The organism is Parasediminibacterium sp. HNIBRBA5674, assembly GCF_056745525.1.
The window spans coordinates 54,732-79,377 of sequence record NZ_JBQWIE010000001.1 but is presented as its reverse complement, the minus strand read 5'-3'; the positions used below and the strand labels follow the sequence as shown (position 1 = coordinate 79,377).

General features: G+C 35.7%; 21 protein-coding genes. 14 read left to right on the top strand and 7 right to left on the bottom strand.

The window, feature by feature from the left end:
* Window positions 1-90: 90 nt before the first annotated feature.
* Window positions 91-1,221 carry a formimidoylglutamase gene (locus ACT9TX_RS00365; protein ID WP_481336043.1) on the bottom strand — a complete coding sequence of 377 codons (1,131 nt, stop codon included), beginning with the start codon at window positions 1,219-1,221 and terminating at the stop codon, window positions 91-93.
* Window positions 1,222-1,534: 313 nt separating this feature from the next.
* Here ACT9TX_RS00365 and ACT9TX_RS00360 point away from each other — a divergent pair, with 313 nt between their 5' ends.
* Entirely contained in the window at window positions 1,535-2,332 is a 798-nt protein-coding gene (locus ACT9TX_RS00360; RefSeq protein ID WP_481336042.1) for an Imm51 family immunity protein, read from the top strand.
* Here ACT9TX_RS00360 and ACT9TX_RS00355 read toward each other — a convergent pair.
* Window positions 2,329-2,730, bottom strand: a complete 402-nt coding sequence (locus tag ACT9TX_RS00355) for a hypothetical protein (protein WP_481336040.1) — start codon at window positions 2,728-2,730, stop codon at window positions 2,329-2,331. The genes ACT9TX_RS00360 and ACT9TX_RS00355 overlap by 4 nt on opposite strands.
* A gap of 94 nt (window positions 2,731-2,824) precedes the next feature.
* Here ACT9TX_RS00355 and dinB point away from each other — a divergent pair, with 94 nt between their 5' ends.
* The 8 genes from dinB to ACT9TX_RS00315 all read left to right on the top strand — a co-directional run bounded on the left by dinB (window position 2,825) and on the right by ACT9TX_RS00315 (window position 13,326).
* A complete protein-coding gene (gene dinB / locus ACT9TX_RS00350; RefSeq protein WP_481336038.1) occupies window positions 2,825-3,982 on the top strand; it encodes a DNA polymerase IV in 1,158 nt (385 codons plus the stop codon).
* Window positions 3,983-4,226: 244 nt separating this feature from the next.
* On the top strand, window positions 4,227-6,143 hold the full coding sequence (locus ACT9TX_RS00345; RefSeq protein ID WP_481336036.1) for a glycoside hydrolase family 88 protein: 1,917 nt from the start codon (window positions 4,227-4,229) through the stop codon (window positions 6,141-6,143).
* Between the two features lie 6 nt (window positions 6,144-6,149).
* Entirely contained in the window at window positions 6,150-6,317 is a 168-nt protein-coding gene (locus ACT9TX_RS00340) for a hypothetical protein (protein WP_481336035.1), read from the top strand.
* 56 nt (window positions 6,318-6,373) lie between these two features.
* On the top strand, window positions 6,374-7,774 hold the full coding sequence (gene uxaC, locus ACT9TX_RS00335) for a glucuronate isomerase (RefSeq protein WP_481336034.1): 1,401 nt from the start codon (window positions 6,374-6,376) through the stop codon (window positions 7,772-7,774).
* 85 nt (window positions 7,775-7,859) lie between these two features.
* Window positions 7,860-8,861: a LacI family DNA-binding transcriptional regulator gene (locus ACT9TX_RS00330; protein WP_481336032.1), complete on the top strand. Its 1,002-nt coding sequence runs from the start codon at window positions 7,860-7,862 to the stop codon at window positions 8,859-8,861.
* A gap of 239 nt (window positions 8,862-9,100) precedes the next feature.
* A complete protein-coding gene (locus tag ACT9TX_RS00325) occupies window positions 9,101-10,390 on the top strand; it encodes an MFS transporter (protein WP_481336031.1) in 1,290 nt (429 codons plus the stop codon).
* Between the two features lie 25 nt (window positions 10,391-10,415).
* Window positions 10,416-11,366: a carbohydrate kinase family protein gene (locus tag ACT9TX_RS00320; protein ID WP_481336030.1), complete on the top strand. Its 951-nt coding sequence runs from the start codon at window positions 10,416-10,418 to the stop codon at window positions 11,364-11,366.
* Window positions 11,367-11,379: 13 nt separating this feature from the next.
* Complete coding sequence (locus ACT9TX_RS00315) at window positions 11,380-13,326, top strand: alpha-amylase family glycosyl hydrolase (RefSeq protein ID WP_481336029.1); 1,947 nt, start codon at window positions 11,380-11,382, stop codon at window positions 13,324-13,326.
* 70 nt (window positions 13,327-13,396) lie between these two features.
* On the opposite strand, the gene ACT9TX_RS00310 is transcribed toward ACT9TX_RS00315, so the two are convergent.
* Window positions 13,397-14,128, bottom strand: a complete 732-nt coding sequence (locus ACT9TX_RS00310; protein ID WP_481336028.1) for a response regulator — start codon at window positions 14,126-14,128, stop codon at window positions 13,397-13,399.
* Between the two features lie 517 nt (window positions 14,129-14,645).
* On the opposite strand from ACT9TX_RS00310, the gene ACT9TX_RS00305 reads away from it, so the two are divergent.
* From ACT9TX_RS00305 to ACT9TX_RS00290, 4 genes are all read left to right on the top strand, one after another.
* Window positions 14,646-15,260, top strand: a complete 615-nt coding sequence (locus ACT9TX_RS00305) for a hypothetical protein (protein ID WP_481336027.1) — start codon at window positions 14,646-14,648, stop codon at window positions 15,258-15,260.
* A gap of 48 nt (window positions 15,261-15,308) precedes the next feature.
* Window positions 15,309-16,310, top strand: a complete 1,002-nt coding sequence (locus tag ACT9TX_RS00300) for a hypothetical protein (RefSeq protein ID WP_481336026.1) — start codon at window positions 15,309-15,311, stop codon at window positions 16,308-16,310.
* A 156-nt stretch (window positions 16,311-16,466) separates the two neighbouring features.
* The gene (locus ACT9TX_RS00295; RefSeq protein WP_481336024.1) at window positions 16,467-18,710 is read left to right on the top strand and encodes a S8 family peptidase; all 2,244 of its coding nucleotides are present in this window, start codon (window positions 16,467-16,469) and stop codon (window positions 18,708-18,710) included.
* Between the two features lie 106 nt (window positions 18,711-18,816).
* The gene (locus tag ACT9TX_RS00290; RefSeq protein WP_481336022.1) at window positions 18,817-19,806 is read left to right on the top strand and encodes an acyltransferase family protein; all 990 of its coding nucleotides are present in this window, start codon (window positions 18,817-18,819) and stop codon (window positions 19,804-19,806) included.
* Between the two features lie 333 nt (window positions 19,807-20,139).
* Here ACT9TX_RS00290 and ACT9TX_RS00285 read toward each other — a convergent pair whose 3' ends face one another.
* The 4 genes from ACT9TX_RS00285 to ACT9TX_RS00270 form a co-directional block, all read right to left on the bottom strand.
* Complete coding sequence (locus ACT9TX_RS00285) at window positions 20,140-21,921, bottom strand: ABC transporter ATP-binding protein (RefSeq protein ID WP_481336021.1); 1,782 nt, start codon at window positions 21,919-21,921, stop codon at window positions 20,140-20,142.
* 178 nt (window positions 21,922-22,099) lie between these two features.
* A complete protein-coding gene (locus ACT9TX_RS00280) occupies window positions 22,100-22,315 on the bottom strand; it encodes a hypothetical protein (protein ID WP_481336019.1) in 216 nt (71 codons plus the stop codon).
* A 107-nt stretch (window positions 22,316-22,422) separates the two neighbouring features.
* Window positions 22,423-22,755, bottom strand: a complete 333-nt coding sequence (locus tag ACT9TX_RS00275; RefSeq protein ID WP_481336018.1) for a hypothetical protein — start codon at window positions 22,753-22,755, stop codon at window positions 22,423-22,425.
* Between the two features lie 10 nt (window positions 22,756-22,765).
* Window positions 22,766-23,341 (bottom strand): RNA polymerase sigma factor, encoded by a 576-nt coding sequence (locus ACT9TX_RS00270; RefSeq protein ID WP_481336016.1) that lies wholly within the window; start codon window positions 23,339-23,341, stop codon window positions 22,766-22,768.
* 469 nt (window positions 23,342-23,810) lie between these two features.
* On the opposite strand from ACT9TX_RS00270, the gene ACT9TX_RS00265 reads away from it, so the two are divergent.
* Entirely contained in the window at window positions 23,811-24,572 is a 762-nt protein-coding gene (locus tag ACT9TX_RS00265; protein WP_481336346.1) for a phosphosulfolactate synthase, read from the top strand.
* Window positions 24,573-24,646 lie beyond the last annotated feature (74 nt).

Below are 24,646 nucleotides of genomic sequence, written 5' to 3'. Positions count from 1 at the left end.
TAACAAAGGGTTTTTGTGTATCGCTATATCAGGACGGGACATTGTGAAAGTAAACAGATTCTTATAACCTTACAAAATTTTACCAATCATTTAATTTCTTTCCATGGCACGCAGCCATCTTTCTGGCATATCGTTATTACTGGCTATAATATAATCTAACTTGCTGCAAGCTACAAAACGTTCATCAGGTAATTGCATCCACCATCTACCTGTTTTTTTACTTTGCAAAAACACGGTTTCTACTTCTGCAAAAGCCAATGTGTACTCGTAAAAATTATTGCGATCTTCAAGGGCAGATTCTTGCTTGCTTTTGTACACACCATCCATAATGTACCATAGCAAATGGCTTATTTGTTTAGCTGTTAAATCGTGTTCATCTAGCGCAGCATTGTAGCCATAAATACCAATGGTGTTCATTTGCGCATTCATACCTGCGTATTGCATTAGTACACAGGCTTCTTCGCCAGTAAAACCGTTTGGTGTTAAATGATTAGCTGGTGCATGTGCATGTTGAATGGCTGCAATATCAAAACTTAGCATTTGGCTATTTCTAATGGCTGGCTCCATTTCTTCTAGGCTCTCTTTTACCTTACCTACACGGTAGCAATCAAAGCGCAGTTTGTCAATCGTTTCAAGCATTTGCGGATGTACAAAATAGCTTTGAAAGCCAATATGGTTGTAATGCTTGATGTAATTGGGTACACCTGTTAGCATTTCCATTAAAAAGTTATCATTTGGCAGTACGCTATCCATATTCAAATCTATCCTCGAGTCTACACAGCTTGCTTCTATTATCTGCTCAAGATTTGCGTAAGCACCATATTGTGCCAACGTAACATCGTGACTACCACCAAGTATTACCACACGTTTACCTTGTTCCATCAATTCTTGCACCACCGTTTTCAATGCTGCATAAGTATCTTGTAGTGTTGCGCCTACTTTTACATTGCCCACATCGGCTACAGTTACATTTTTGTGCCAGTGAAACAAATTGTAGAAAGCTGTACGCACCGCATCGGGTGCATCAGTATTGTTATTGCCGCCAGTACCACGCATTTCGCCACAGCCTACTAGCACCAAATCTGCTTGCGAAATATCTGGAAACTCATCTTCGTAAGCCTGAATATGTTTGCCCAATTGGGTGTCTTTATAGCCCTCATCATTACTAAGCATGTAACGATTAATGGGTTCTAAAAAATCTATAATGGTATGTACACTCATGCGATGCTAGTTTGTAACAAACATAATAAGCGATTACCTATGTTGCGTAGATGTGTATAATTATTGGCTTTATAGGCTAATTATGTACGAAGTGAAGTTAGAAAAGCACAGGGCAAGAAAGTAAAGAAGACAATATGTAATAGTCAATGTTCAATAAACAATTATCAACGTTTGTTGCAAAAATCCTGTTGCAATTTAAAATGCAACAACTAAAATGTTACAGTTGATGTGAGTTAAAAACTTAAATCCTACAAAGAATATGAACTTCTGCAATCGAAATACAATAATTTCCCAGCATAAATCTTTAGATATAATGAAAGAAGGAACATTTGTAAAAATCCCTTTGCAAGAAGGAAAAATTGCTTACGCAAGAATTATTATGAGAGGAAACTTTTCCTTTTACAAAATAGACAATGAGTATAACAATAATGAACAATTGCTAGATGCTATTGCAAATGCTAATCCAATTTTTACTACTAGTGTTTTTAGTAACGTATTTAGAGACAGTAAATGGGAATTAATTGGTTGGCGCTCATTGGAAGATAAAATTTTAAATAACCCACCAGTTTTTTTCAGGCAAGATATTGCTAATTGGGAAGATTGTAGGCTTGTTACGATTGAACCTGGCTATGAAAAGCCCATAACACAAGAAGAGTGTATAGGAATGGAAAGGGAGGCTGTTTGGGAATTTGAAGCAATAGAGGAAAGATTAAACGACTATTTTTCCAATAGGCCAAATAAGCTAACAGAAAGAGACAAAGTAAAATTTCATTATCCTTTTCAATTAGTGGATACGGATGGTGTATTTCAAGTTGTTGTACCAGTTGAGGAAAAATCTATTTGTGAAAAGTATCTACCCATTTTTGAAAAATATGGTTATGAAGGCAATGGTTATAGTTGGGAAGGTCACATTAAGTTATTATTAGAAAGAATTGATAGACCATTTTTACAAGAAATAGAATTTAATTCTGAAGCAGGCCTTTTTTGTGCAAATTTCAATAGCAAATTCAATCAGTTCAAGCTCATTCGTTTATTGCATCACATATTCAACGAGTTGGATATTCTTGAGAAATGGGTTGCAAAAGCTGATAGAGACTTAATTGATGATTAATCTATTCTAACCTCACTCAACTTATCCTTCACCTCACTCAATTTTTCAATCAGTGCCTTCGCTTTGTTGTAATACGCTAAAACACCCCAAGGATAAATGATATAACGCAACACATCAAGCGTTCCATTTTCATGAACAGTAATATCTGCTTGGCTTAGTGTAGGTAATTGTTTAATGGCTGTCTTTATTACATCGTTGGTTACATTAGATTGTAACTGCACAGCGCTTTGTTGTATGGCTTGGTATAAATCAAGGTAGTCTTGAAATGTAATAGTGCCTGTTTTTACAAATTGCTTGTTGGGTATTTTTTTAAGGTTGGTTTCTAAAAAAGATAGTATGGTATTGGTATCTGTGATAAAAGATGCGATGCTGATGCGAAGAATTTGCAGGTCTGTCATGTGGGTAAAAATAATAAAAGCCGTTTTAATATTCTTAAATTGCAGAAAGACATTCACTTACTTCTCACCGCTCACTAAATCTTATCTTCGTTACATGGCTTCACCGCAGCGCTATATCGCCCATTTAGATTTAGATAGTTTCTTTTTTAGTGTAGAAGCTATTCTTAATCCATCGCTTAAAGGCAAGGCGGTAATTGTGGGTGGGGCGAGTTTGCGTGGTGTGGTTACTACTTGCAGCTACGAGGCTAGGAAGTTTGGTGTACACAGTGCTATGCCTATGAAAAAGGCGATGGAATTATGCCCTCATGCTATAGTGGTGGGCAGTACAAGAGGCCAATACAGCCGCTATAGCCGCTGGGTGACTGATATTATTGCTACCAAAGCACCCCTGTTTGAAAAAGCGAGTATTGATGAGTTTTATGTAGACCTCACTGGTATGGACAAATTTTTTGACCCCTACCAATGGACAATCGATTTGCGGCAAGAGATAATGACGCAAACTGAACTGCCTATTTCTTTTGGGCTTGCTAGTAATAAAATGATAGCTAAGATAGCTACTGATGAAGCAAAGCCAAATGGCTATCTGTTTGTGCAGCCAGGTATGGAACAACAATTTTTGGCACCGCTACCTGTTAATAAATTTTCTGGTGTAGGCAAGCAAACCTATGAGACGCTGAAAAACATGGGTATTTTTTACATTGGCGATATTTTAAAATATCCTGTAGAAGTGCTTGAAAAAACCTTGGGTAAATGGGGCAGCGATTTGTATGTAAAAGCCCAAGGTATTCATACAAGCGAGGTGCATCCATTTCACGAAGCCAAATCTATTTCTACAGAAAATACTTTTGAAGACAATAAAACTGATATGGATTTTCTGCTAAGCGAGCTAGTGCGTATGACAGAAAAAGTAGCTTACGAGTTACGTCAAGATGAGAAAATGGCTGGCTGTATTGCTGTAAAAATTCGTTACCCAAATTTTGAAACTACAAGTAAGCAAACCACCATTGATTATACGTTTAGAGATGATGAACTGATACCAGCGGCTATGCAATTGTTCCATCAATTGTACCGCAAAGGACAACCTGTAAGATTATTAGGTGTGCGGCTGAGCGATTTTACCAATCATGCACTGCAAGGCAGTTTGTTTGACGATAACGAGAAGAAAAATAACCTGTACAAAGCCATTGACGGCGTGAAAAATAAATACGGTAAAGCTGCTTTAAAAAAAGCAAGAACCGTAACCAAAGAATAAAATGCCACAACGGTAGAACGACAAAAAGTAACAGTAGCGTGATAAATTGACACCGTATTTTTTAAAAAAAGACACTACGTAAAAAATCACATAAACGTTGAAGTACATTGTGCAACTTTGTGATGTAATGTTTTTGTGGCTATTAAAATTTTAGCTTTATGAAACGTCGTTTACTAGTTATTGCCTTATTGGTTTATGTTTCTGCTATCATGGGAAAAGTGAAATTACAAAAGCTGGTTACAAAATGAAAAAATTACTGATAATAGGGTTGGCTTGTGTGAGTTTAAAAGCCACAGCACAAGATGGTTACAGCGCAATGCTTGCAAAAACAGCTATGACTTTATGGGCTGATACAAGTGCTGCAAGCCCAAATAGGTTGCCGCAGAAATGGAGCTATGAACAAGGCGTTTATTTAAAAGGTATCGAAGGCTTGTGGCTGCAAACGGCTGACAAAAAATACTTTGACTACATGCAAAAATGCATGGACTTTTTTGTAGATGATAAAGGTGTGATAAGAACCTACAAAAAAGAAGATTATAACATAGACAATGTGCTATGTGGTAGAATTTTATTGACACTTTTTAAAGTAACTGGTAAAGAAAAATATTATAAAGCTGCGGCTACATTGCGTGACCAACTAAACACACAGCTACGTACCAAAGAAGGTGGTTTTTGGCATAAGAAAATATACACGAACCAAATGTGGCTAGATGGCTTGTATATGGGTGAGCCTTTTTACGCTGAATGGTCTACAACCTTTGGTGACACGGCATCGTACAACGACATTGTAAACCAATTTGCTTGGATGGAAAAGCATAGCAGAGATGCAAAAACTGGATTACTCTATCATGGTTGGGATGAAAGCAAAAAGCAGCAATGGGCTAATAAAACCACTGGTGCTTCGCCAAATTTTTGGGCAAGAGCTATGGGCTGGTATGGCAATGCATTGGTAGATGTGATAGAGCAAATGCCTGAATCTTACAAGAAAAGAGATACGCTGGTAAATATTTTAAAACGCTTTGCCGCGGCGGTACAAAAAGTACAAGACCCTAAAACCGATTTGTGGTACGATATACTAGATAAGCCTACAGCAAAAGGCAACTACTTAGAAGCTTCTGCAAGCTCAATGTTTGTATACGCTTTAGCAAAAGGTGTGCGCTTAGGTGTATTGCCAGCATCTTACTTGGTGGTATCTAAAAAAGGGTATGATGGTATTTTAAAAACATTTATTGAAACTGATGCCAATGGGCAAACCAATTTAAAAGGTACAGTAAGTGTGAGTGGCCTTGGTGGTAAGCCTTACAGAGATGGTAGCTACGAATATTACATGAGTGAGAAAGTAGTAGTAAATGATGGTAAAGGTGTAGGTGCGTTTATTCAAGCCGCTAATGAAATGGAAGCAATACCTGCATTGGCAATAGGTAAAGGCAAAACGGTAACCCTTGATCATTACTTTAATAGCGAAGTGAAAAAAGATATTACTGGTGTAGAAAAACCGTTTCACTATGTGTGGGAAGAAATGGATAATAATGGCTTCTCATTACTAGGCCATGTGTTTAATAGTTATGGTGTAAAAACAGAAACGCTATTTACAGCACCTACTGCGAGCAATCTTAAAAAATCAGACATTTATATTATTGTTGATGCAGACAATTACTCAGACAATCCTAAGATGAACTTGGTAAATGAGAAAGATGCTGCTAATGTATATGAATGGGTGAAAGCTGGTGGCGTATTGATTTTGCTGCACAATGATAAGCCGAATGCTGAATTTGAACATTTTAATATTTTGACTGAAAAATTTGGTATTCACTTTAATGTTGATAGTCGTAACCAAGTAACAGGTTCTCAATTTGAAATGGGGACTTTCAATTTTACTCCAGAACAACCAATTTTTTCATCACCTAAAAAAGTGTACTTAAAAGAGATAAGTACGCTTAAGCTTACAGCGCCTGCTAATAGCATTTTTAACGATAAAGGTGATGTGATAATGGCTGTAAGTAAAGTAGGTAAGGGTGCTGTATTTGCTGTGGGTGATCCTTGGTTGTACAATGAATATACTGATGGTAGAAAGTTGCCTGCTGACTTTGAAAATTTTAAAGCAGCTAACGATTTAGTGAAGTGGGCTATTGAACAATCTAAAAAGAAGCGTGCTAAGTAATAGTTAATGATAAGAAGCAGAAACATAGTAGTTATTGGTTTAAGCGTAGTGCTAGTATTACTGCAAAACGTAGTGGTAGCACAAGATGCTTTGCCAGATAATATGCTGATGTTTCAACGTAGTTATGGTGGCTGGCCAAAACATTTTCACGAAAAGGCTATCAATTACCAATAAACATTTTCTGAGGCTGAGAAAGCGGTAATAGCAAGTAACTTAAAATAAACAATTTTATGAAACCCTTTCTGGATGAGAATTTTCTTTTAAGAACCACTACAGCGCAAAAGTTGTATCATGAGTATGCAAAAGAAATGCCCATAATAGATTATCACTGCCACTTGCCACAACAGCAAATTGCAGAAGATAAAAACTTTGAAAATCTTACACAAGTTTGGCTATACGGTGACCATTACAAATGGCGTGCAATGCGCACTAATGGTGTAAACGAAAGATTTTGCACAGGTGATGCTACCGACTACGAGAAGTTTGAACAATGGGCTGCTACTGTGCCTTACACGCTACGTAATCCTTTGTACCATTGGACGCATTTAGAATTGCAGCGCTACTTTGATGTGCATGAAATTTTAAATCCAGCATCTGCTAAACGTATTTACGACGAATGTTCTGCAAAGCTGCAAACACCTGCATATAGCGTTAAGAATATTCTACGCAAAATGAACGTAGCTACTGTCTGCACAACTGACGACCCTATTGATGATTTAGCTTTTCATCAACAACTAAAAGATGATGGTTTCGAAATTCCTATTCTGCCAGCGTTTCGTCCAGATAAAGCAATGGATGTAAGCAATCCAGAGAAATTTGTTGCTTACGCAAAAAAACTTGAAGCAGCTAGTAACGTCAGTATTTCAAACTTTGATACTTTCTTAGCTGCATTACAAAGTCGTCATGATTTCTTTGCATCTATGGGTTGTAAAGTAAGCGACCATGGCTTAGAAGAGATGTATGCTGAAGAATTTACAAGCAGTGAAATTGAAGCCATTTTCACTAAAGTATATGCGGGCAAAGCATTGAGTTTAGCTGAGCAATTGAAATTCAAAAGTGCAATGTTATTGCACTTTGCTGAATGGGATTGTGAAAAAGGTTGGATTCAACAATTTCACCTTGGTGCTTTGCGCAACAACAATGGTAGAATGATGCAGACGCTTGGCCCAGATACAGGTTGGGATTCTATTGGTGACTTTAAACAAGGTCGTGCTTTATCTTCTTTCTTAAGCAAGCTTGACACCAATAATAAATTGGCAAAAACCATTTTGTACAACTTAAACCCAGCCGATAATGAGTTATTCGCAACCATGATAGGCAACTTTAACGATGGTAGCACACCGGGTAAAGTTCAGTGGGGCAGCGGTTGGTGGTTTTTAGACCAAAAAGATGGCATGATTAAGCAAATGAATGCTTTGTCAAACATGGGCTTGCTCAGTAAGCTTGTAGGTATGTTGACTGATAGCAGAAGCTTCTTGTCATTTCCTCGTCATGAGTATTTTAGAAGAATATTGTGTAACCTTCTAGGCGATGAAATTGAAAATGGCGAATTGCCAAACGACATTGCTTGGACGGGTAAAATAGTACAAGATATTTGCTACTACAACGCTAAGAATTACTTCGGTTGGTAGAATATTACATATTTCTTGAAAAATTGAAATATTAATGTGTTATTTGTACTCATTACTTAATTGCGATTGCTAATTTTTCCACATCATGGTTGCCACAACTACGTTAAAAAAGATATCCGAAATGCTCAATATCAGTATTTCTACTGTGTCAAGAGCACTGAAAAATCACCCAGATATTTCAGAAAGAACCAAACAAAAAGTAAATGATTTAGCTACTATGCTAGATTATGAACCCAATCCCTACGCTATTCAACTAAGCGCTAAAACAAGTAATGTTTTGGGGTTAATTGTACCTAAAGTAAGCGATTTGTTTTATACTTCTTTTATAGATGCAGTAGAAGAAGAGATTAGAAAAAATGGATACTCGTTAATCATTTTAAAATCTGACAACGATGTAAACGTAGAAATTAATCATGTAAAGTTTTGTAAGAAACAACGTGTTGCAGGCGTATTTGCTAGCGTAACCCCCGATACAGATAGCCTAGAAGCATTTGAGCGATTAAAAGAAGTAGAAATACCAGTTATATTCTATGACAGAGTACCTACCACAGAAAAATTTGTACGTGCTTGCTTCGATGATAAAGCTGCAGCCATTTTAGCCGCAGAAACCATTTTGGCTAAGAAAAAGAAAAAAGTGTTGGCAATTTTTGGCGACACACATATTTCTATTACACAACACCGTTTAGAAGCTTTTAGAGATGTCTTTAAAAAACATAAAAGCTCGAATAAATTAACTACAGCACATTCAAAAACATTTGATGAATCTATTGCCTTAGTAATCGAACATTTTAATAGTGAATATAAACCCGATACCATTTTTTGTATGAGCGATGAAATAATGGTAGGGGTAATGAAAGCCCTTCAAATACTACAATTGAGCGTTCCTAAACAAGTGAGTGTTATTACAATTAGTAACGACGGCTTTTACCCAAAACTCTATCATCCTGAAATTACTTATGTAGAAACTAGTGGTTATAAACTTGGTAAACTTGCATTTGAAATAATGATTAATGCCATAAAAGGCGATAAAACGATTCAGGAATATGATGTAGACCCAATTTTAGTAGAAGGTGGCTCATTAACTTAATCATCAATACAAAATATATTTCCAAGGCCATTACTTACACCCGTAGTAGTGGTTTTTTTGGGCAAATAAGCCATCAAATATGCTGATAATCAGCAAAATGTAAACAACAATCGTTTGCAAAAAATTAGTAGTAGTTAGGTAATATTGTACAGCACTTATCTTTAGTTTCTAACGATAAATAATTTGCTCTAAACATGTCTAACACTAAGCCCCATCTTACGTTTGCGCAAATCATCAATATGAATGTCGGATTCTTTGGCATTCAATACAGCTTTGGCTTGCAACAAAGTGCGGTGAATCCTATTTATGATTTTTTAGGTGCTAAGCCTGACGAAATTCCCTGGTTAAACTTAGCGGGGCCTTTAACAGGTTTATTAATACAACCAATTATTGGTGCCCTCAGCGATAAAACTTGGATACCCAAACTTGGTAGACGTAAACCGTACTTTTTTATAGGCGCATTAGTGTGCAGCATCGCACTATTTCTATTTCCTTACAGCAGTTCATTGTGGATGGCTACTGGCTTACTTTGGTTATTAGATGCTGGTAACAACACAGCAATGGAACCATACAGGGCCTTTATTGCTGACAAACTTGATCCACAACAACAGCCTACTGGTTTTTTAGCACAAAGCTTTTTTACTGGTTTTGGCCAAACACTCGCTAACGTATCTCTTTTCATTTTTCCAATGATTTTTATTGGCAAAACAGGCAAGCTACCTACATGGGTATTTGCCTCGTTTATACTTGGTTCTATTTGTTCTATTGGTTCAGTATGGTGGAGCTCTAAAACCACAGCCGAGATACCGCCTACAGAAGATGAACTACAAAAAATGAATGAAGAACCGCTAAACGTTCTCTCACCTTTTATAGATATTATCAAAGCCATAAAATACATGCCAATGGTTATGTGGCAGCTAGCATTGGTATACTTATTTCAGTGGTATGCCTTGTTTTGTTATTGGCAAAATTCTTCTAAAAGTGTTGCACTATCTATATGGCACGCTACACCACAAAGCAATAGCGAGTTGTACGAAAAAGCAGTGGCTTGGACTGGCTTGGTAAATGGTTGGTACAATGTGGTTACTTTTTTAAGTGCTTTCGTTTTGGTTTGGTTTGCAAGAAAATACTCACCAAAGCTGGTGCACTTTGGCTGCTTAATAATTGCTGGTATTGGCCTTTTAGTATTTCCTTTTATTGAAAATAAATATCTGCTATTTCCAGCTATTACTGGCTTTGGTATTGGTTGGGCTAGCATGATGGGCATACCATATTTAATGGTGGTCAGCCAAGTACCAAAAGAAAGATATGGTGTGTACATGGGCATTATCAACATGATGATTGTAATACCAATGTTCATTCAAACAACCACATTTGGCTACATACTTAAACACTTTTTAAACAATAACCCTAGTAATGCCATAGCATTTGCTGGTGTGTTTTTATTAATAGCTGCTTTACTTACATTATTAATTAAAAGCAGCAAACCAAACGCTGATGAAGTAATCATGCAAGGTCGTGGTCATTAACAATTTAATTTAAAGAAGGGGAACAATGAAAATACTTTGTATAGGCGAGGCTTTGATAGATATGATTTGTACCGATACAAACACTCCTCTATCTAAAGGCGAGCATTTTTTAAAGAAAACAGGTGGTGCACCTACCAATGTTGCAGCAGCAATTGCTGCTCTTGGTGGCAAAGTGGCATTGGCTGCAAAAGTGGGTAGAGATCCATTTGGTACACAGTTGATTGATGTGATGAAAGACTTTGATGTTGATACAACTTTCATGCTGCAAGATGCATCTCATTTTACTACCATCGCTTTTGTATCGTTAATGGATAATGGCGAACGTGACTTTGTATTTAGCCGAGGTGCTGATGGTCAACTAAGTGAAGCAGATATTGCTAGCATCAATCTTGATGACTACAATATTGTACACTTTGGCTCAGCAACTGGTTTTCTAGAAGGGCCTTTGCAGCAAGCTTATACAAGCCTTTTACAAAGAGCTATTGCACACAATTGTTGCATCAGTTTCGATCCCAACTATAGGCACTTATTATTTAAAGACAACACAGAAAGCTTCGTTCAGCAAAGCTGGTATTTCCTTAAAAACTGCCACTTTTTTAAAGTAAGCGATGAAGAGGCAATGCTATTGACCAATACTAAAACGGTAGATGAAGCTGCTACAGCATTATTACAACAAACAAAGGCCACATTTGCCATTACACTAGGTAAAGCTGGTACAATGCTAGGCTTAAACAAAAGCACAGAAATAATACCAAGTATTCCTATAAAACCAATAGATACAACAGGTGCAGGCGATGCTTTTACTGGTGCAGTATTGTATCAATTAAAAGACATGAACTTGAGCACCATCAAAGCTTTAACCCTATCACAATGGCAGCATATTATTGCCAATGCCAACAAGGCTGGCGCAAGAACTTGCGAATACATGGGCGCAATGGAAGCTTTTAAATTTTTAAACAATCAAATTCTGCAATAGAAAAGCTATTGGTATGTATAATTATCAAATTCATCAAAATATAAAAGCTTACGTAAAAGAGTTTCAGTTAGATATTACTGACCTAAACAACTACTTCTACACAAGCTTTATTGCCAATGTTTCTGCCATTCAAAATCTGTATAATCAGTTGTATGGGCAGCACCAACATGCCGATACACATTTCAACGATTTATTAAAAACCATTACCAAGGCCTACACCAATCGTAGCAAGGCTTTAAAGCAAAAAGATGCTAGTAAAAGCGCCAAGGGCAACTGGTTTTTAAGTAACGATATTACTGGCATGAGTTTGTATGTTGATCGCTTTGCGGGCAGCTTGCAAAACATGAATGACAAGCTAGATTATTTGAAAGATTTGGGTGTGAACTTACTTCACCTGATGCCTTTATTTAAAAGCCCTGCTGGCGAAAGCGATGGTGGCTATGCGGTATCAGATTTTAGAGAAGTAGATGAACGTTTTGGCACTTTAAAAGACTTGCAAGCATTGCAAAAAAATATGCAAAAGCAAGACTTTTATTTGATGCTAGACATTGTTTTAAACCACACCTCTCATAAGCACGAATGGGCAGAAAAAGCTAAGGCTGGCGACAAGTATTATCAAGACTTCTTTTACATGTTTGATGATAGATACTGGCCAGATGAATTTGATAAAACCATGCCTGAAGTTTTTCCAGAAAGTTCGCCAGGCAGCTTTAGTTATGTACCTGAAATTAACAAATGGGTAATGACGGTTTTTCATAGCTATCAGTGGGATTTGAATTATACGAATCCTGCTGTGTTTTTAGCTATGCTTGACACCATATTTTTTTATGCCAATTTAGGTGTAGACATTTTACGAATAGATGCGCCTGCCTTTATTTGGAAACAACTTGGTACTACTTGTCAAAACTTACCGCAAGCGCATACTTTACTGCGTTTAATAAAACAATGTGTGCAAATAGCGACACCAGGTATGGCGCTTTTAGGCGAAGCCATTGTAGCACCAAAAGCCATTATGGAATATTTTGGCAAAGGTGAATTTACAGCTAGAGAATGTGATTTCGCCTATAACGCTACACACATGGCTTTGCAATGGGATGCTTTGGCCACAGGCGATACAAGAGTAATGCTTGCTGCACAACACGAAATTTTACAAAAACCCTTTGGCACATCTTGGATTACTTACACACGCTGCCACGATGATATTGGTTTGGGTTATGATGATTATATGATTCAACAAGCTGGCTTCAATGCTTATAGCCATCGCATGTTTTTGAAAAATTATTACTCTGGCAATCATCCTTATTCGAAAGCAACAGGTGCTTTGTTTGCCTTTAACCCTAAAACACAAGATGCTAGATTGAGTGGCTCTTTAGCATCGCTTTGTGGGCTAGAAAAAGCTATTAATACCAATAACCAACAAGACATTACCGAAAGCATCAACAAAGTAATTATGATGCAAGCGCACAGCCTTTTTTTAGGTGGTGTACCAATGTTGTTTTATGGTGATGAAGTTGGCTACACCAATGATTACTCTTACTTGCAAGACGAAGGAAAAGCTTATGATAATAGATGGATGCACCGACCAATTATTGACTGGCAAAAGAATGAAAAAGCAAAAGACACTGCTACTATTGAAGGCAAAATTTTTGCTGCTACCAAGCACTTAATTAGCATTCGCAAAAGCCTAAACGCAATTGCCGATTATAGCAACTTACAATGGCTAACGCCTCACAATATTCACATAGCTGCGTACATTAGAAATCAGGGTGAAAAGCGAATTTTCTGTGTGTTTAATTTTAGCAATAAAGATGCTTATCTTACTTGGTTTGCATTTAAAGAAAAAGGTAATCCACCATCTAAGTTGTACGACCATTTTTCTAATAAAGAATTTAAAATTGGTAACGATAACGAGTACTTAATTGTACCTGCTTATGGCTTCTTTATAATAGAAGCATTGTAACCACTATTTAAAGCTTCGTATTAGTTACTGGCCGCAGGTTGAATGCCTTGATGTTGATGTTCCGGTAACGTCATTTAAATACTCCTCTTGCAACTTTTATTAACCCTAAACCTAGTGTGCGAATTGAGAACCAATGTCTACTGTTGGCATCTAATTTTTTTGAGGCAGCTTGTATGTGTTTATCAACTGTTTTGCTAGTTACCGATAACATACTCGCTATATCACTTTGTTTTGCATTAACCGCAGCATATAAAGCTGCAATTTCACGTTCTCTTTTTGTAAGCTTAATACTTGACAATTTTGCTAATTCAGCTTTACGCTTAGCTACCAATTCTGCGGGGTTAAAAGTGTAATTCTTATTTTCGCTCGCATTTAATATGTGTGGGTCAATATAATAGTTACCAGCGGTCACTTCTGCAATAGCATATTTTAAGTTAAAATACTCGACATCTTGTATAGTGGCAAATGCACGTAGGTTGGGCAGCAATTTTACAACATAGCCTTTAGCCCCACATGCTAGCATATCTTCTACGGATTCTCTATCGGTATAGCTACTTAATGCAATAATAGCTACCTCTGGATGATACTGTGTCATATAATCAACACAAGACACCCCATCCATTACAGGCATCGATATATCCATAATTACCATATCTGGCAATAGACTATTGGCACAATATTGTAAAAAGGCAAAGCCATTATGGGCAATCGTAGCCACTCTACAATTAGGTATTCGAGCTACATAAGTACTTACATAATCAGCCTGTAACAGGTTGTCTTCCACAATAGCTATTGTAAGCATAACCTTTAGTTTGGTGTTTATAGTTCTATGTTCTTCCCTTCGTGTCACTTTGCCTTTCAGCATTTTAAAGATACAGAATATGGGGTATATACCCCATTGTTTACACAAAAAATTGCTTATATTTTAGCAAAGCATATAACTAAAGCCTAATTAATTGAACTACCATTTCTCACATGCATACTAGCATTTACAAATATCATTTTAACAATCAAATTAAAACATCGGTAAGCAGAAAATACACATTTATAAATGGTACACATACACCAATTGGCCATAAATGCATACTTCCAAAACACATATGTACATTTTTAAACCGGCAGTGTGCATTTGTAGTAAAACAATATCCATTTTTTAGAGATTTATGTACATCTACAATGGCTACATACATATTTATGCTGCATAAATGTGCCTTTACAAAGTATAAATGTATCTCTCACTTTTATAAAATATTGATTATCAATAATTTAATTAAACTAGGTAATAACACTTATTATATAACCATCAAAAATCAATCATTATGAAGTACGATTACATCCCAGTGACTGACAGTGCAAAACTTTCATGGGCACAAAACTTTGAAGACAAATTACCAGTACACGCAGCAGCTTTAGGGCTTACAGCGGCAGAGGTAACAGCGCAGCAAGACACTTTGAAAGCTATTAAAAAAAGTATTAACGATAAGGTAGCGGCGCAAGCAGCTACTAAAAAAGCAAAAGCAGATAGTGACAAAATCGTTGCTGACAGTATTAGAGACATTCGTGGTACAGTAAGAGGCTGGAAAGAGAATCCTAATTACACCGATGCTATTGGTGCTGACTTACAAATAGTAGGTACAGATAGCAGCTTTGACCCAAAAACTTTTAAAACCATACTTACTGCCGTTGCATATCCCGGCAGAGTAGAAATTGGGTTTACCAAGGGTGAGAGCGAAGGCGTAAATGTGTACACACGCTTAAAGGGCCAGGCTACTTGGCTAAAACTAAGTTTTGACGCTCACCCACCTTATGTAGATAACCGTCCACTAGCCGTAGCCAACGCCCCTGAACATAGAGAGTATATGGCTATAGGTGTACTAGACGATGCAGAAATAGGGCAAAGTAGCGATATAGTAGAAGTGGTATTTGGTGGATAAAATTATAACAGACAACAACAAATTTAAAAACAAATAAAACTAATCTTTATGAAAAAGACAACTATGTTACTAACAATTTCTTTGCTTGCATTTATTACTTTATTTGCTACCGAAAGAAAAAGTAAAATACCAAGTAATTATACTGACTGCAATTATGGAATAAAGAAGATAAATATTGTAAAAGCTACATTACCACATTCCAGAAAGCCCAATAACTACCTAGAGTATGCAAGAAAGAAAAATTTTGAGGGTAAAGATTCTGCAAAGGCGTATTTGAACAGATCAAGTGTAAATTCTTATGACCCCTATTTACCATTAACAGGTGGCACATTAACTGGATTATTGGAAGGTACAGATGCTCATTTTTCTGGATTAGTGGGTATAAGTACAAATGATCCATATAGTAAACTGCATGTCAAAGACGGTGATATTTTTATTGAGAGTGGAAACCCTGGATTATATCTATTGAACACAGACGGTTCTGGTGACTTTCAAATGGGGGTTGCATCAGGGACAGGCGCATTTAGCCAATTTGCGCAAAATAGAGATTTTGTAATTTCTAAGGTAAATACATTTGGCCATTTTTATGTAAGTAATATGTATGGTGGTGACATCGTTTTTACAACAGGTACTTCGGGTTGGGGTTCGGAAAGTAAAGTGATGACAATTTTTAACAATGGAAAAGTAGGTATTGGAACAGGCACTACAAGCCTTGGAACACATACTTTTGGCGTTAATGGAAGCGCTATTTTCACTGAGGTAGTTGTTAAAACAATAGGCACATGGCCAGACTACGTATTTAAAAATAACTACAAACTGTTATCACTAGAAGATCTTGCTAAATACGTGAAACAATACAACCATTTGCCTAATGTACCTTCTAGCAGCGAAATGCAAAATGGCGATGGTATTGAACTTGGGCAGATAACTAATAAATTACTAGAAAAAATAGAAGAGGTTACCTTGTATTTGATAGACCTTAAAAAGGAAAACACGGAATTGAAAAAAGAAATTGAACTCTTAAAAAGGAATTTACGAAGTAATAAATAATTACAAGACTTAAATCAATTTATACACTTCAAAACTTTTTTTATGAAAGTCAATTTAAATAAAATTCTACTGGGAATTTTGTCTATAATTTATACATGTAGTTGTTTTACACAACAGTATATACAAGTAAGACTAAAAAACGATTTCTCAATCCCAATGAAAAGTATTAACGGTCAAATTAGAAATAATAAACAAGAACTCCTAAACACGTATAGTCTTAAGTTTAAAGATGACCAACTAACTGCAATTTTTAAAGATTTTACAATTACAAATTTTGAGAAATCTTACCCATCTGTTAGTAAGGTACAGCATAAAAATGCTGAAATACTAAATCGAGTTTATACAATAAGAGTAGATAAAGACTTAAAGAGTTTATATACTAAGCTAAAGTTAGCTAAGTCATTAGACCTAGAAGATGTGGTTTACAACTATGACCCTATTTCGCTTAGCCCGACTAACCCAAGCGATTATTTTGCAGGTTATAATATTAAGAATTATCCAATGGGTACCACCAACTTACATTTAGATTATATCAACGCTAAAAAAGGTTGGGAATTAACTAGGGGACTAGAATGTGTCACTATTGGTATTGTAGATGCTTCCTTTCAGCATCATGCAGACTTAGATAGTAAAGTTCTTAATTTAAGTAGCCTATCAAGTTCTGTTTTATATCCATCCAGTGTAGAAACGCATGGTACAAAGGTTGCTGGTGATGCTGCTGCAATTACGGATAACAATTATGGTATGGCTGGGGTAGGCAATAAAGTAACACTACGTTATTATCAATGGACATATAATGGTATTTTACAAGCAGCTATCGATGGCTGTAAGGTTATTAACTGTAGCTGGGGCAGCGCTAATTATTATTCATCTTATAACCAAGCAATTATTGATATCGTACATGACACATACGGTGCAACTATTGTAGCAGCGGCAGGTAATAATAATACAGGTACACCTACTGATTACTTCTATCCAGCATCATATAATCATGTAATTTCAGCGACCGCTGTAGGTCACAGATTCCCAATTGGTAGCTACAATCCCCCTTTCCAGCCTTATGAAAACTGGATGGATTGCCATGAACAATACATTGGTAGTACGCTTACTTCAAATCATAATGATTCTGTAGATATATGTGCACCTGGTTATGATGTGTCGGTTTTAATTCCTAGCGGTAATGGATATGGTAATGGTTTAGGTAGTGATTGGGGAACATCGCTTTCATCCCCATTAGTTGCTGGTGCCGCTGCTCTTCTTTATTCACTAAATCCCAATTTTACACCAGATCAAGTAGAATATTATTTAAAAGCATCAGCAAACAATAGTATTTATAGCATAAGTCAAAACTCAAGTTTTTCTGGAAAGCTAGGTGCTGGTAAATTAGATGTGGGGGCCGCTGCCTTGTTAGCATCGGCAAATGCGTGCCAACCAAACTTTACTGATATTGTATGGAAATCTGGAAGTACGGTTATTAATAATAATGATTACCCTACTTATATAATCTCTAATCCAACACTATCGTTTAGCATTAATCCATCTTCAGTTACAAGCGGTTCTACTGTAGAATGGGAATTTATATCAGGTAACGATGTGGTAACAAAAACAGGTACAAACGTTAACATCACTTGGGGGAGTGATTTTTCTACAATGATTGGCAACTATCAACGTAAAGATGTTGTACCCCTTGAAGTATATGTAAGACAAGGAACATCTTGTTGTTATAGCGCTTATTACAAAGAAAAAGGATATTCAAGCTTAGTGCCATCAGGTAGCTCTGATGGACCTTACCCGCTATATAATTGTAATGGCAACTTATTTTTAGCGAACGATGGAATACTATCAGGCAATTATAAAGCCGCAAATATTTATGCTGGCTCTACTTATGGCAACAGTGCTTCTTTAACACAAACAACACCATATTCTATTGTAACAAATTTAGCTGCTGCCAATGAAATTAGATTAAGCCCAGGCTTTAAGGCAACTGCCTTAGTTGGCCCTGGTTATGGATATTTTCATGCACTTATTTCTTCTTCATGTGCAATACCAACTACGGGTAGTTTTTCTATTTTTACCCCACCTGCTCAGGGCAAAGTTGAAACTGATAGTTTAGTTACACTAGAAGAAAAAAAATCCACTTTAAAAATTATAAGGTCTTATCCAAATCCAGCTAAAATCATTTTGAATTTAGATTTTCAAGTAAGCGATATTGGGATTGTAAATATTGTGGTGGTAAACAGCCTTGGTAAACAAGTTGCAAATTTTACCACAAATGCACCAACAAATAATGCATTACTACATGAACAAATTGACATGTCCAAATTCTCAAATGGAATTTATAATGTGCAAATATCAAACGCAAAAGAAACAGTCTCAATAAAAATAGTAAAATCGGATTAGTAAGGTCCTGCCAGTTGCAGAGAAAGCCTTTTGCCAATTAATTTAATTGGCAAAAGGCTTTTTTTAATTAAAAGCTTAATTTGCCTACTATTAACTATAATCTAAAATGGACGGTTTAAAACATATAAAAGGGATAAATTCATTACGTTTCATCGCTTTCGCAGTAGTATTTTTATACCATACAATTCCTAATATGAAATTTGGCTACTTCGGTATTGATTTATTTTTTGTTATATCAAGTTTTCTTCTTACTAAACTTGCATTTGATGAAATAGAAATTACTGGGGATTTTTCCAAAAAGAATTTTTTTATACGACGTAGTTTAAGAATATATCCTTTGTATTATATGGTTATTCTTTTTTGCTTTTTGGTAATACCTATCTTAAAGAAAAGTAGCACCCCCTTATTAAATCATTGGATGTACTTAGTATTCCTATCCAATTTTGATACATCAAATAACCCATTTCCGTTAAAACTGCTTTGGTCAATTGCGGTAGAAGAACAATTTTATTTACTTTTCATTATGATAAGTCCCTTGTTTAGAAAATTCTTGTATTTAGTTGTTGTCTTCATGATTTTAACTTCGTTAACCCTCACAGCAATCCTTTTAAAAATAAACGTAAATATATATCCTTTACTTTCTACTTACCTCTTAGACTTTTCAGTAGGCATGTTCTTTGGCTACATTTTTTTTAAGCAAAAAAAAATAAACAATCTGCTAATATATATCTATCTCTTAGTTGCTCTTCCTATATTATTTTATATTTTCACACAAAATGACTATATCGATAATTATTTAAATCTGCCAATGTGTATTGGATTTGGGCTAATAACTTACATAACGGCTTCAATATCTAGAAGTGAATGGATCAATAGACTATTATTTTTTCGGGTCTTAGAGTATTTAGGAAAGTATACATACGGACTTTACGTTTTAAGTGGTTTAACAATTACATTAGTTATTGGTTTCATTCCTTTAAAAAGCAATATCATGTCAATGTTATTAAAACTATCTTTGTTAATACCTGTAACTTTTATTAGTTATCACTTTTTTGAAAAGCCATTTTTAGAATTAAAAGAGCGATTTCGCAAATAGATACATTTGCATAAATCTTCATCTTATAGATATTCAAAAAATCCACCCAGCAAAAATATTCCCCAAGCTATATCTTTTCACCTCTCTTTTGCTCAATTGCTTGCTCCATTTCACCCTGTTCTCAACGTTTGCGCCTTCACCAGTAGAATTATATTCTGCCAATAGTGTGGTCTTTTCATTTTCAAGCTTACGCCTTCTTTATAATGGAAGCATTGTAACGATTAATTGAAAGTTACAGGTTTACCATACCTACAATTACTTGTGATTAAAACCAAAAGCACGTTTACTTTTTTTAATAAACGTGCTTTTTTGTATAACTGTTGTTACTACTAATTATGCGTTTTTACGCTCACCAATTTGTTGACGCCACATAGCGTAATACAAACCTTTCTCTGTAAGCAATTCACTATGGCTACCAGTTTCTACAATTTGTCCTTTTTCAAGTACATAAATTCTATCTGCATGCATGATGGTACTTAAACGGTGCGCTATCATTACAGTAATCTGATTTTTTTCTTCTGAAATAGTCCTAATGGTATTAGTAATTGCTTCTTCAGTAATAGAGTCTAATGCAGAAGTTGCTTCATCAAAAATGAGTAAATGTGGCTTTCTGATAAGCGCTCTAGCTATTGACAAACGTTGCTTTTCACCACCACTTAATTTCAAACCACCCTCACCAATCATGGTATCTAAACCTTTTTCTGCACGTGACAATAAACCTTCGCAACTTGCTTTATGTAATGCATCTAACAGGTCTGTTTCAGTGGCATTTGGTGCAGCAAATAATAAGTTTTCTTTAATAGTACCACTAAACAATTGTGTGTCTTGTGTTACAAAACCAATTTGTCCACGTAACTCGTCAAAGTCAATATCGTTACCGGCATTACCGTTGTAAAAAATGGCACCTTCTTGTGGGCGATACAAGCCTACCAAAAGTTTTACCAATGTACTTTTACCGGCACCACTAGGACCAACAAATGCAATGGTTTCACCCAATTTTACATCAAAAGAAATATTTTCTAAGGCTTTGTAAGAAGCAGTATTATGTTGGAAAGAAATATTATCAAATTGCAACTCTTCAATATCACCAACTTGCAATGGATTTGATGGTTTAGGATCAATTGGTTTCTTCATTAACACATCAAAATTGTTGATGGATGTTTCTGCTTCTCTATAAGATGTAATGATGGTACCGAGTTCTTGTAATGGCCCAAAAATAAAGAAGCTATAAAACTGCATTGATATTAATTGCCCTGTACTTAGTTTACCATGAAACACAAACCAAGTTAAGATAAACAGAATACAGATTCGTAGAAAATGAACTGTTGTGCCTTGCAAAAAAGCGATGCTACGAACACGTTTTATCTTAGATAATTCTAGCCCTAAAATCTTATACGTATTCTCATTTAAGCGCTTTACTTCCTGTTGCGTTAAGCCTAAACTTTTTATCAACTCAATATTTCGTAAACTTTCAGTAGTACTACCAGCTAATACTGCCGTTTCTTTTACAATGTTCTTCTGAATAGCTTTAATTTTTTTACTTAAAATACCTACTAATAAAGCCAATACAACTATGCCAATAAAATATACCACAATCAAACTCCAATGAATAGTAATGGTAACAGATATTAAGAATACAATACCGACAATAATTGGAAACAAAACATTGATAAAATAGCCAATAAACTGAGAGCTATCTTGTCTTACTTTTTGTAAAATATTCAATGTTTCGCCGCTACGTTGGTCAGCAAAATCTTGGTAGGGCAAACGCATTGAATGTTGCAAACCATCGGTAAATACTTTAGCACCAAATTTTTGTACTACTCTGTTTACTACATAATCTTGAAAAGATTTTGCAATACGAGATACCATCGCTACACCTATAGAAGCCAACATTAACATAGCTACTTTGGTAGCAAATTGATGATCATTAACTAAAGCCTTTAACAAAAGTCTCGTGCTTTTACTATACTCACCACATGCATTTACATAATCAATTATTTTACCAAAAATATATGGATCTAAAAGTGAAAAAATGGTATTGATTGCTGCTAGTATCATTGCAATAACTAATAACCATTTATAAGGTTTAAGGTAGGTAATTAAAAGCTTCATTCAGTTGTATTTTGGTGTTTTGTTGGTCAACAATCATGCTTTTACGCTGCACTGTGACAATATTGCATTGCGTAATCAGGAAAATATTATTAAGCAAATGTAGAAGCAAAGTTGAAATGACAGCCAATAACAATCTTTAGTTGTGGAGTAATTGAAATAAAATAATTTGATTTAAAAATTAATCTACTAGCTCTGCACAATAATAACCTGCATTGTTAAGTACAGTTACCACGGTATTTGGGTGCAATTGCTCTGCTTCTATGCGTAGCACTTTATCACAGTCGTGCAAGTCAACATTCCACGCTAGAATGCCATCAACTAGTTTTAAATGTGGCGATAGATATTTTACTTGCTTCGTGTCTTCTATATTGGTTTTAAATACAAGTACGTTCATGGTAGTTAGTTTTGATTTTGTGAAACACAGGGCAATGAAGCAAGGAAGGATTTGCAATCAAAACATCATTTCTTAAAACTCCTTTGCTTCTTTCCTCTGTGGTTTTATTAGTCATGTTTACCCCAAGTTTTGCATTTGTTGCGCCATTCTTGCTTAAACTTTTCTCTTTCTTCAGGATTCATTTTTTCCCATTTGTCTTTCATGTTCTGTTTCCAGCTATTGCCTTTACCACACCAACAATTGCCTTTAAAACCACCAAATAATATTTTAGCTAATACTAAAATACCGATAGCTTGTGGGTAGGTAATTTCTTTCACGGTAGTTACATCTACCAAAACGCCGTTCCATAAGCGCATCACTACATAGCTTATGAATGCTACAAAAGCCACAGCCATTACGGTAAAGCCAATTATTTTTTTAATCCAAAATTGCTTATTCATCATTCGTTGTTTAATAGTTTAATAATTCGTCTTTTAACACTTGCAAGCGCTCTCTTAAATGCAGCACTGCATAGCGTTTTCTAGACAATAATGTATTTACAGATGCGCCAGTTATCTCTGCAATGTCTTTGTACGATACATCTTCTAGCTCGTGCATTACAAATACTTGCTTTTGTTCTTCTGGCAATTCGTCTAGTGCGGTTTGTAATGTTTCCCAAAACATATTGCGTAAATAGGCGGTTTCAGGATTATCGTTGATATCAGAAAATAATTCTGCCCAGCCAAGCATATCATCATCGGTAGTATTGTAAATATCATCTAGTAACTCTGGCTTGTGCTTGCGTTGTACATCGGTAATTCTATTACGAGCCACTCTAAACAGCCATGCGGTAACTTGTTCTATAGGTTGAGTATTGCCAATAAATTGATAAAAAACATCTTGCAAAATGTCTTCTGCATCTGCGTCTGTATTCACACGTCTGCGAATAAAACCCATTAAGCGTTTGCTGTAAGTACTTACAACGTCGGCTATATTATTTCGTTTAACATCTTGCATTGATGTTGCTAAGGTAACTGCTGCATCCATCTTAATAATGGCTGACGAACGTGGAAATAAAATATTGTAGCGCTACGAAAAAATTTGCCACTAATGCATAAATGGTCACGAATAGATAATTGAGAATGCGTGTAGATTGATAACAGATTATTTACAACAAATCAACTTTATATAATTGGTGCTTATTGGTGCATTCATTGCAGTAAAACCTACGCTTAGATAAAGTTGCATAACGATATGAACGTACAAGAGTAGATACTTCGTAAACTCAGCACAGGCTGCAACGATGCTAAATAGTAGTACAAAAGCTGGCAACATAATACAATGCCACACTTTTAACAATGTAAAAACGACACAGCTGCTATTAAAGGCTTTTAAAAAGCTAGTTATCCTTATTTTTGCGCCCACTGATTAAAACCCCTAATTAGAAAAGTGTCATGTACGGGCAAATGTTATTTATAACAAAAGCCTTATGGCAGGTAACTATAAAATAAAACACATGAATTTCAATTTATCACAAATTCCAGTACGCACAAGTCAACCACGTGTTAATGGCCTTACCATGGTGATGGATAAAGGTCTTAGTTTAAGCGAAGTACATAATTTTATGGAAGGTTGCGGGCCACATACGGATATTGTGAAATTGGGTTTCGGTACTTCTTTCGTAACGCCTAAGTTGCGTGAAAAAATAGAAGCTTATCAAACTTATAATGTGCCTTTGTACTTTGGTGGTACGTTGTTTGAAGCATTTTTAATAAGAAATCAGATTGAAGATTTTATAGCGGTTTGTAAAGATTATAATATTACACATGTTGAAGTGAGCGATGGTTCTATCTCAATACCTCATGCTGAAAAATGTGGTTATATTGAAAAATTGACCAAACATTTTACTGTATTAAGTGAAGTTGGTAGTAAAGATGCAACACATATAATGGCGCCATACAAATGGATAGAACTAATGCGTGCAGAGCTTGAAGCTGGCGCTAGCTATGTAATTGCTGAAGCAAGAGAAGCTGGTAACGTAGGTATTTATCGTGGTAGTGGCGAGGTAAGAGAAGGTTTGGTACAAGAAATTTTAACCCAAATACCTGCTGAGAAAATTATTTGGGAAGCACCGCAAAAAGCCCAACAATTATACTTCTTAGAATTAATAGACCATAACGTAAACCTTGGCAATATTGCACCAAACGAGGTGATACCTTTAGAAGCGATGCGTATTGGTTTAAGAGGCGATACGTTTCATTTGTATTTGAATAAATAGTTTGTAATTGCTGATTTATGATTTATGATTTGAGATTATGTAGCTGTAATCTCAAATCATAAATTTCAAATTTC

Excerpts from the sequence above, each read along its gene's own strand:
- ACT9TX_RS00365 (WP_481336043.1), bottom strand. The coding sequence starts at position 1,221 with ATGAGTGTACATACCATTATAGATTTTTTAGAACCCATTAATCGTTAC.
- ACT9TX_RS00360 (WP_481336042.1), top strand. The coding sequence starts at position 1,535 with ATGAAAGAAGGAACATTTGTAAAAATCCCTTTGCAAGAAGGAAAAATT.
- ACT9TX_RS00355 (WP_481336040.1), bottom strand. The coding sequence starts at position 2,730 with ATGACAGACCTGCAAATTCTTCGCATCAGCATCGCATCTTTTATCACA.
- dinB (WP_481336038.1), top strand. The coding sequence starts at position 2,825 with ATGGCTTCACCGCAGCGCTATATCGCCCATTTAGATTTAGATAGTTTC.
- ACT9TX_RS00345 (WP_481336036.1), top strand. The coding sequence starts at position 4,227 with ATGAAAAAATTACTGATAATAGGGTTGGCTTGTGTGAGTTTAAAAGCC.
- ACT9TX_RS00340 (WP_481336035.1), top strand. The coding sequence starts at position 6,150 with ATGATAAGAAGCAGAAACATAGTAGTTATTGGTTTAAGCGTAGTGCTA.
- uxaC (WP_481336034.1), top strand. The coding sequence starts at position 6,374 with ATGAAACCCTTTCTGGATGAGAATTTTCTTTTAAGAACCACTACAGCG.
- ACT9TX_RS00330 (WP_481336032.1), top strand. The coding sequence starts at position 7,860 with ATGGTTGCCACAACTACGTTAAAAAAGATATCCGAAATGCTCAATATC.
- ACT9TX_RS00325 (WP_481336031.1), top strand. The coding sequence starts at position 9,101 with ATGAATGTCGGATTCTTTGGCATTCAATACAGCTTTGGCTTGCAACAA.
- ACT9TX_RS00320 (WP_481336030.1), top strand. The coding sequence starts at position 10,416 with ATGAAAATACTTTGTATAGGCGAGGCTTTGATAGATATGATTTGTACC.
- ACT9TX_RS00315 (WP_481336029.1), top strand. The coding sequence starts at position 11,380 with ATGTATAATTATCAAATTCATCAAAATATAAAAGCTTACGTAAAAGAG.
- ACT9TX_RS00310 (WP_481336028.1), bottom strand. The coding sequence starts at position 14,128 with ATGCTTACAATAGCTATTGTGGAAGACAACCTGTTACAGGCTGATTAT.
- ACT9TX_RS00305 (WP_481336027.1), top strand. The coding sequence starts at position 14,646 with ATGAAGTACGATTACATCCCAGTGACTGACAGTGCAAAACTTTCATGG.
- ACT9TX_RS00300 (WP_481336026.1), top strand. The coding sequence starts at position 15,309 with ATGAAAAAGACAACTATGTTACTAACAATTTCTTTGCTTGCATTTATT.
- ACT9TX_RS00295 (WP_481336024.1), top strand. The coding sequence starts at position 16,467 with ATGAAAAGTATTAACGGTCAAATTAGAAATAATAAACAAGAACTCCTA.
- ACT9TX_RS00290 (WP_481336022.1), top strand. The coding sequence starts at position 18,817 with ATGGACGGTTTAAAACATATAAAAGGGATAAATTCATTACGTTTCATC.
- ACT9TX_RS00285 (WP_481336021.1), bottom strand. The coding sequence starts at position 21,921 with ATGAAGCTTTTAATTACCTACCTTAAACCTTATAAATGGTTATTAGTT.
- ACT9TX_RS00280 (WP_481336019.1), bottom strand. The coding sequence starts at position 22,315 with ATGAACGTACTTGTATTTAAAACCAATATAGAAGACACGAAGCAAGTA.
- ACT9TX_RS00275 (WP_481336018.1), bottom strand. The coding sequence starts at position 22,755 with ATGAATAAGCAATTTTGGATTAAAAAAATAATTGGCTTTACCGTAATG.
- ACT9TX_RS00270 (WP_481336016.1), bottom strand. The coding sequence starts at position 23,341 with ATGGATGCAGCAGTTACCTTAGCAACATCAATGCAAGATGTTAAACGA.
- ACT9TX_RS00265 (WP_481336346.1), top strand. The coding sequence starts at position 23,811 with ATGAATTTCAATTTATCACAAATTCCAGTACGCACAAGTCAACCACGT.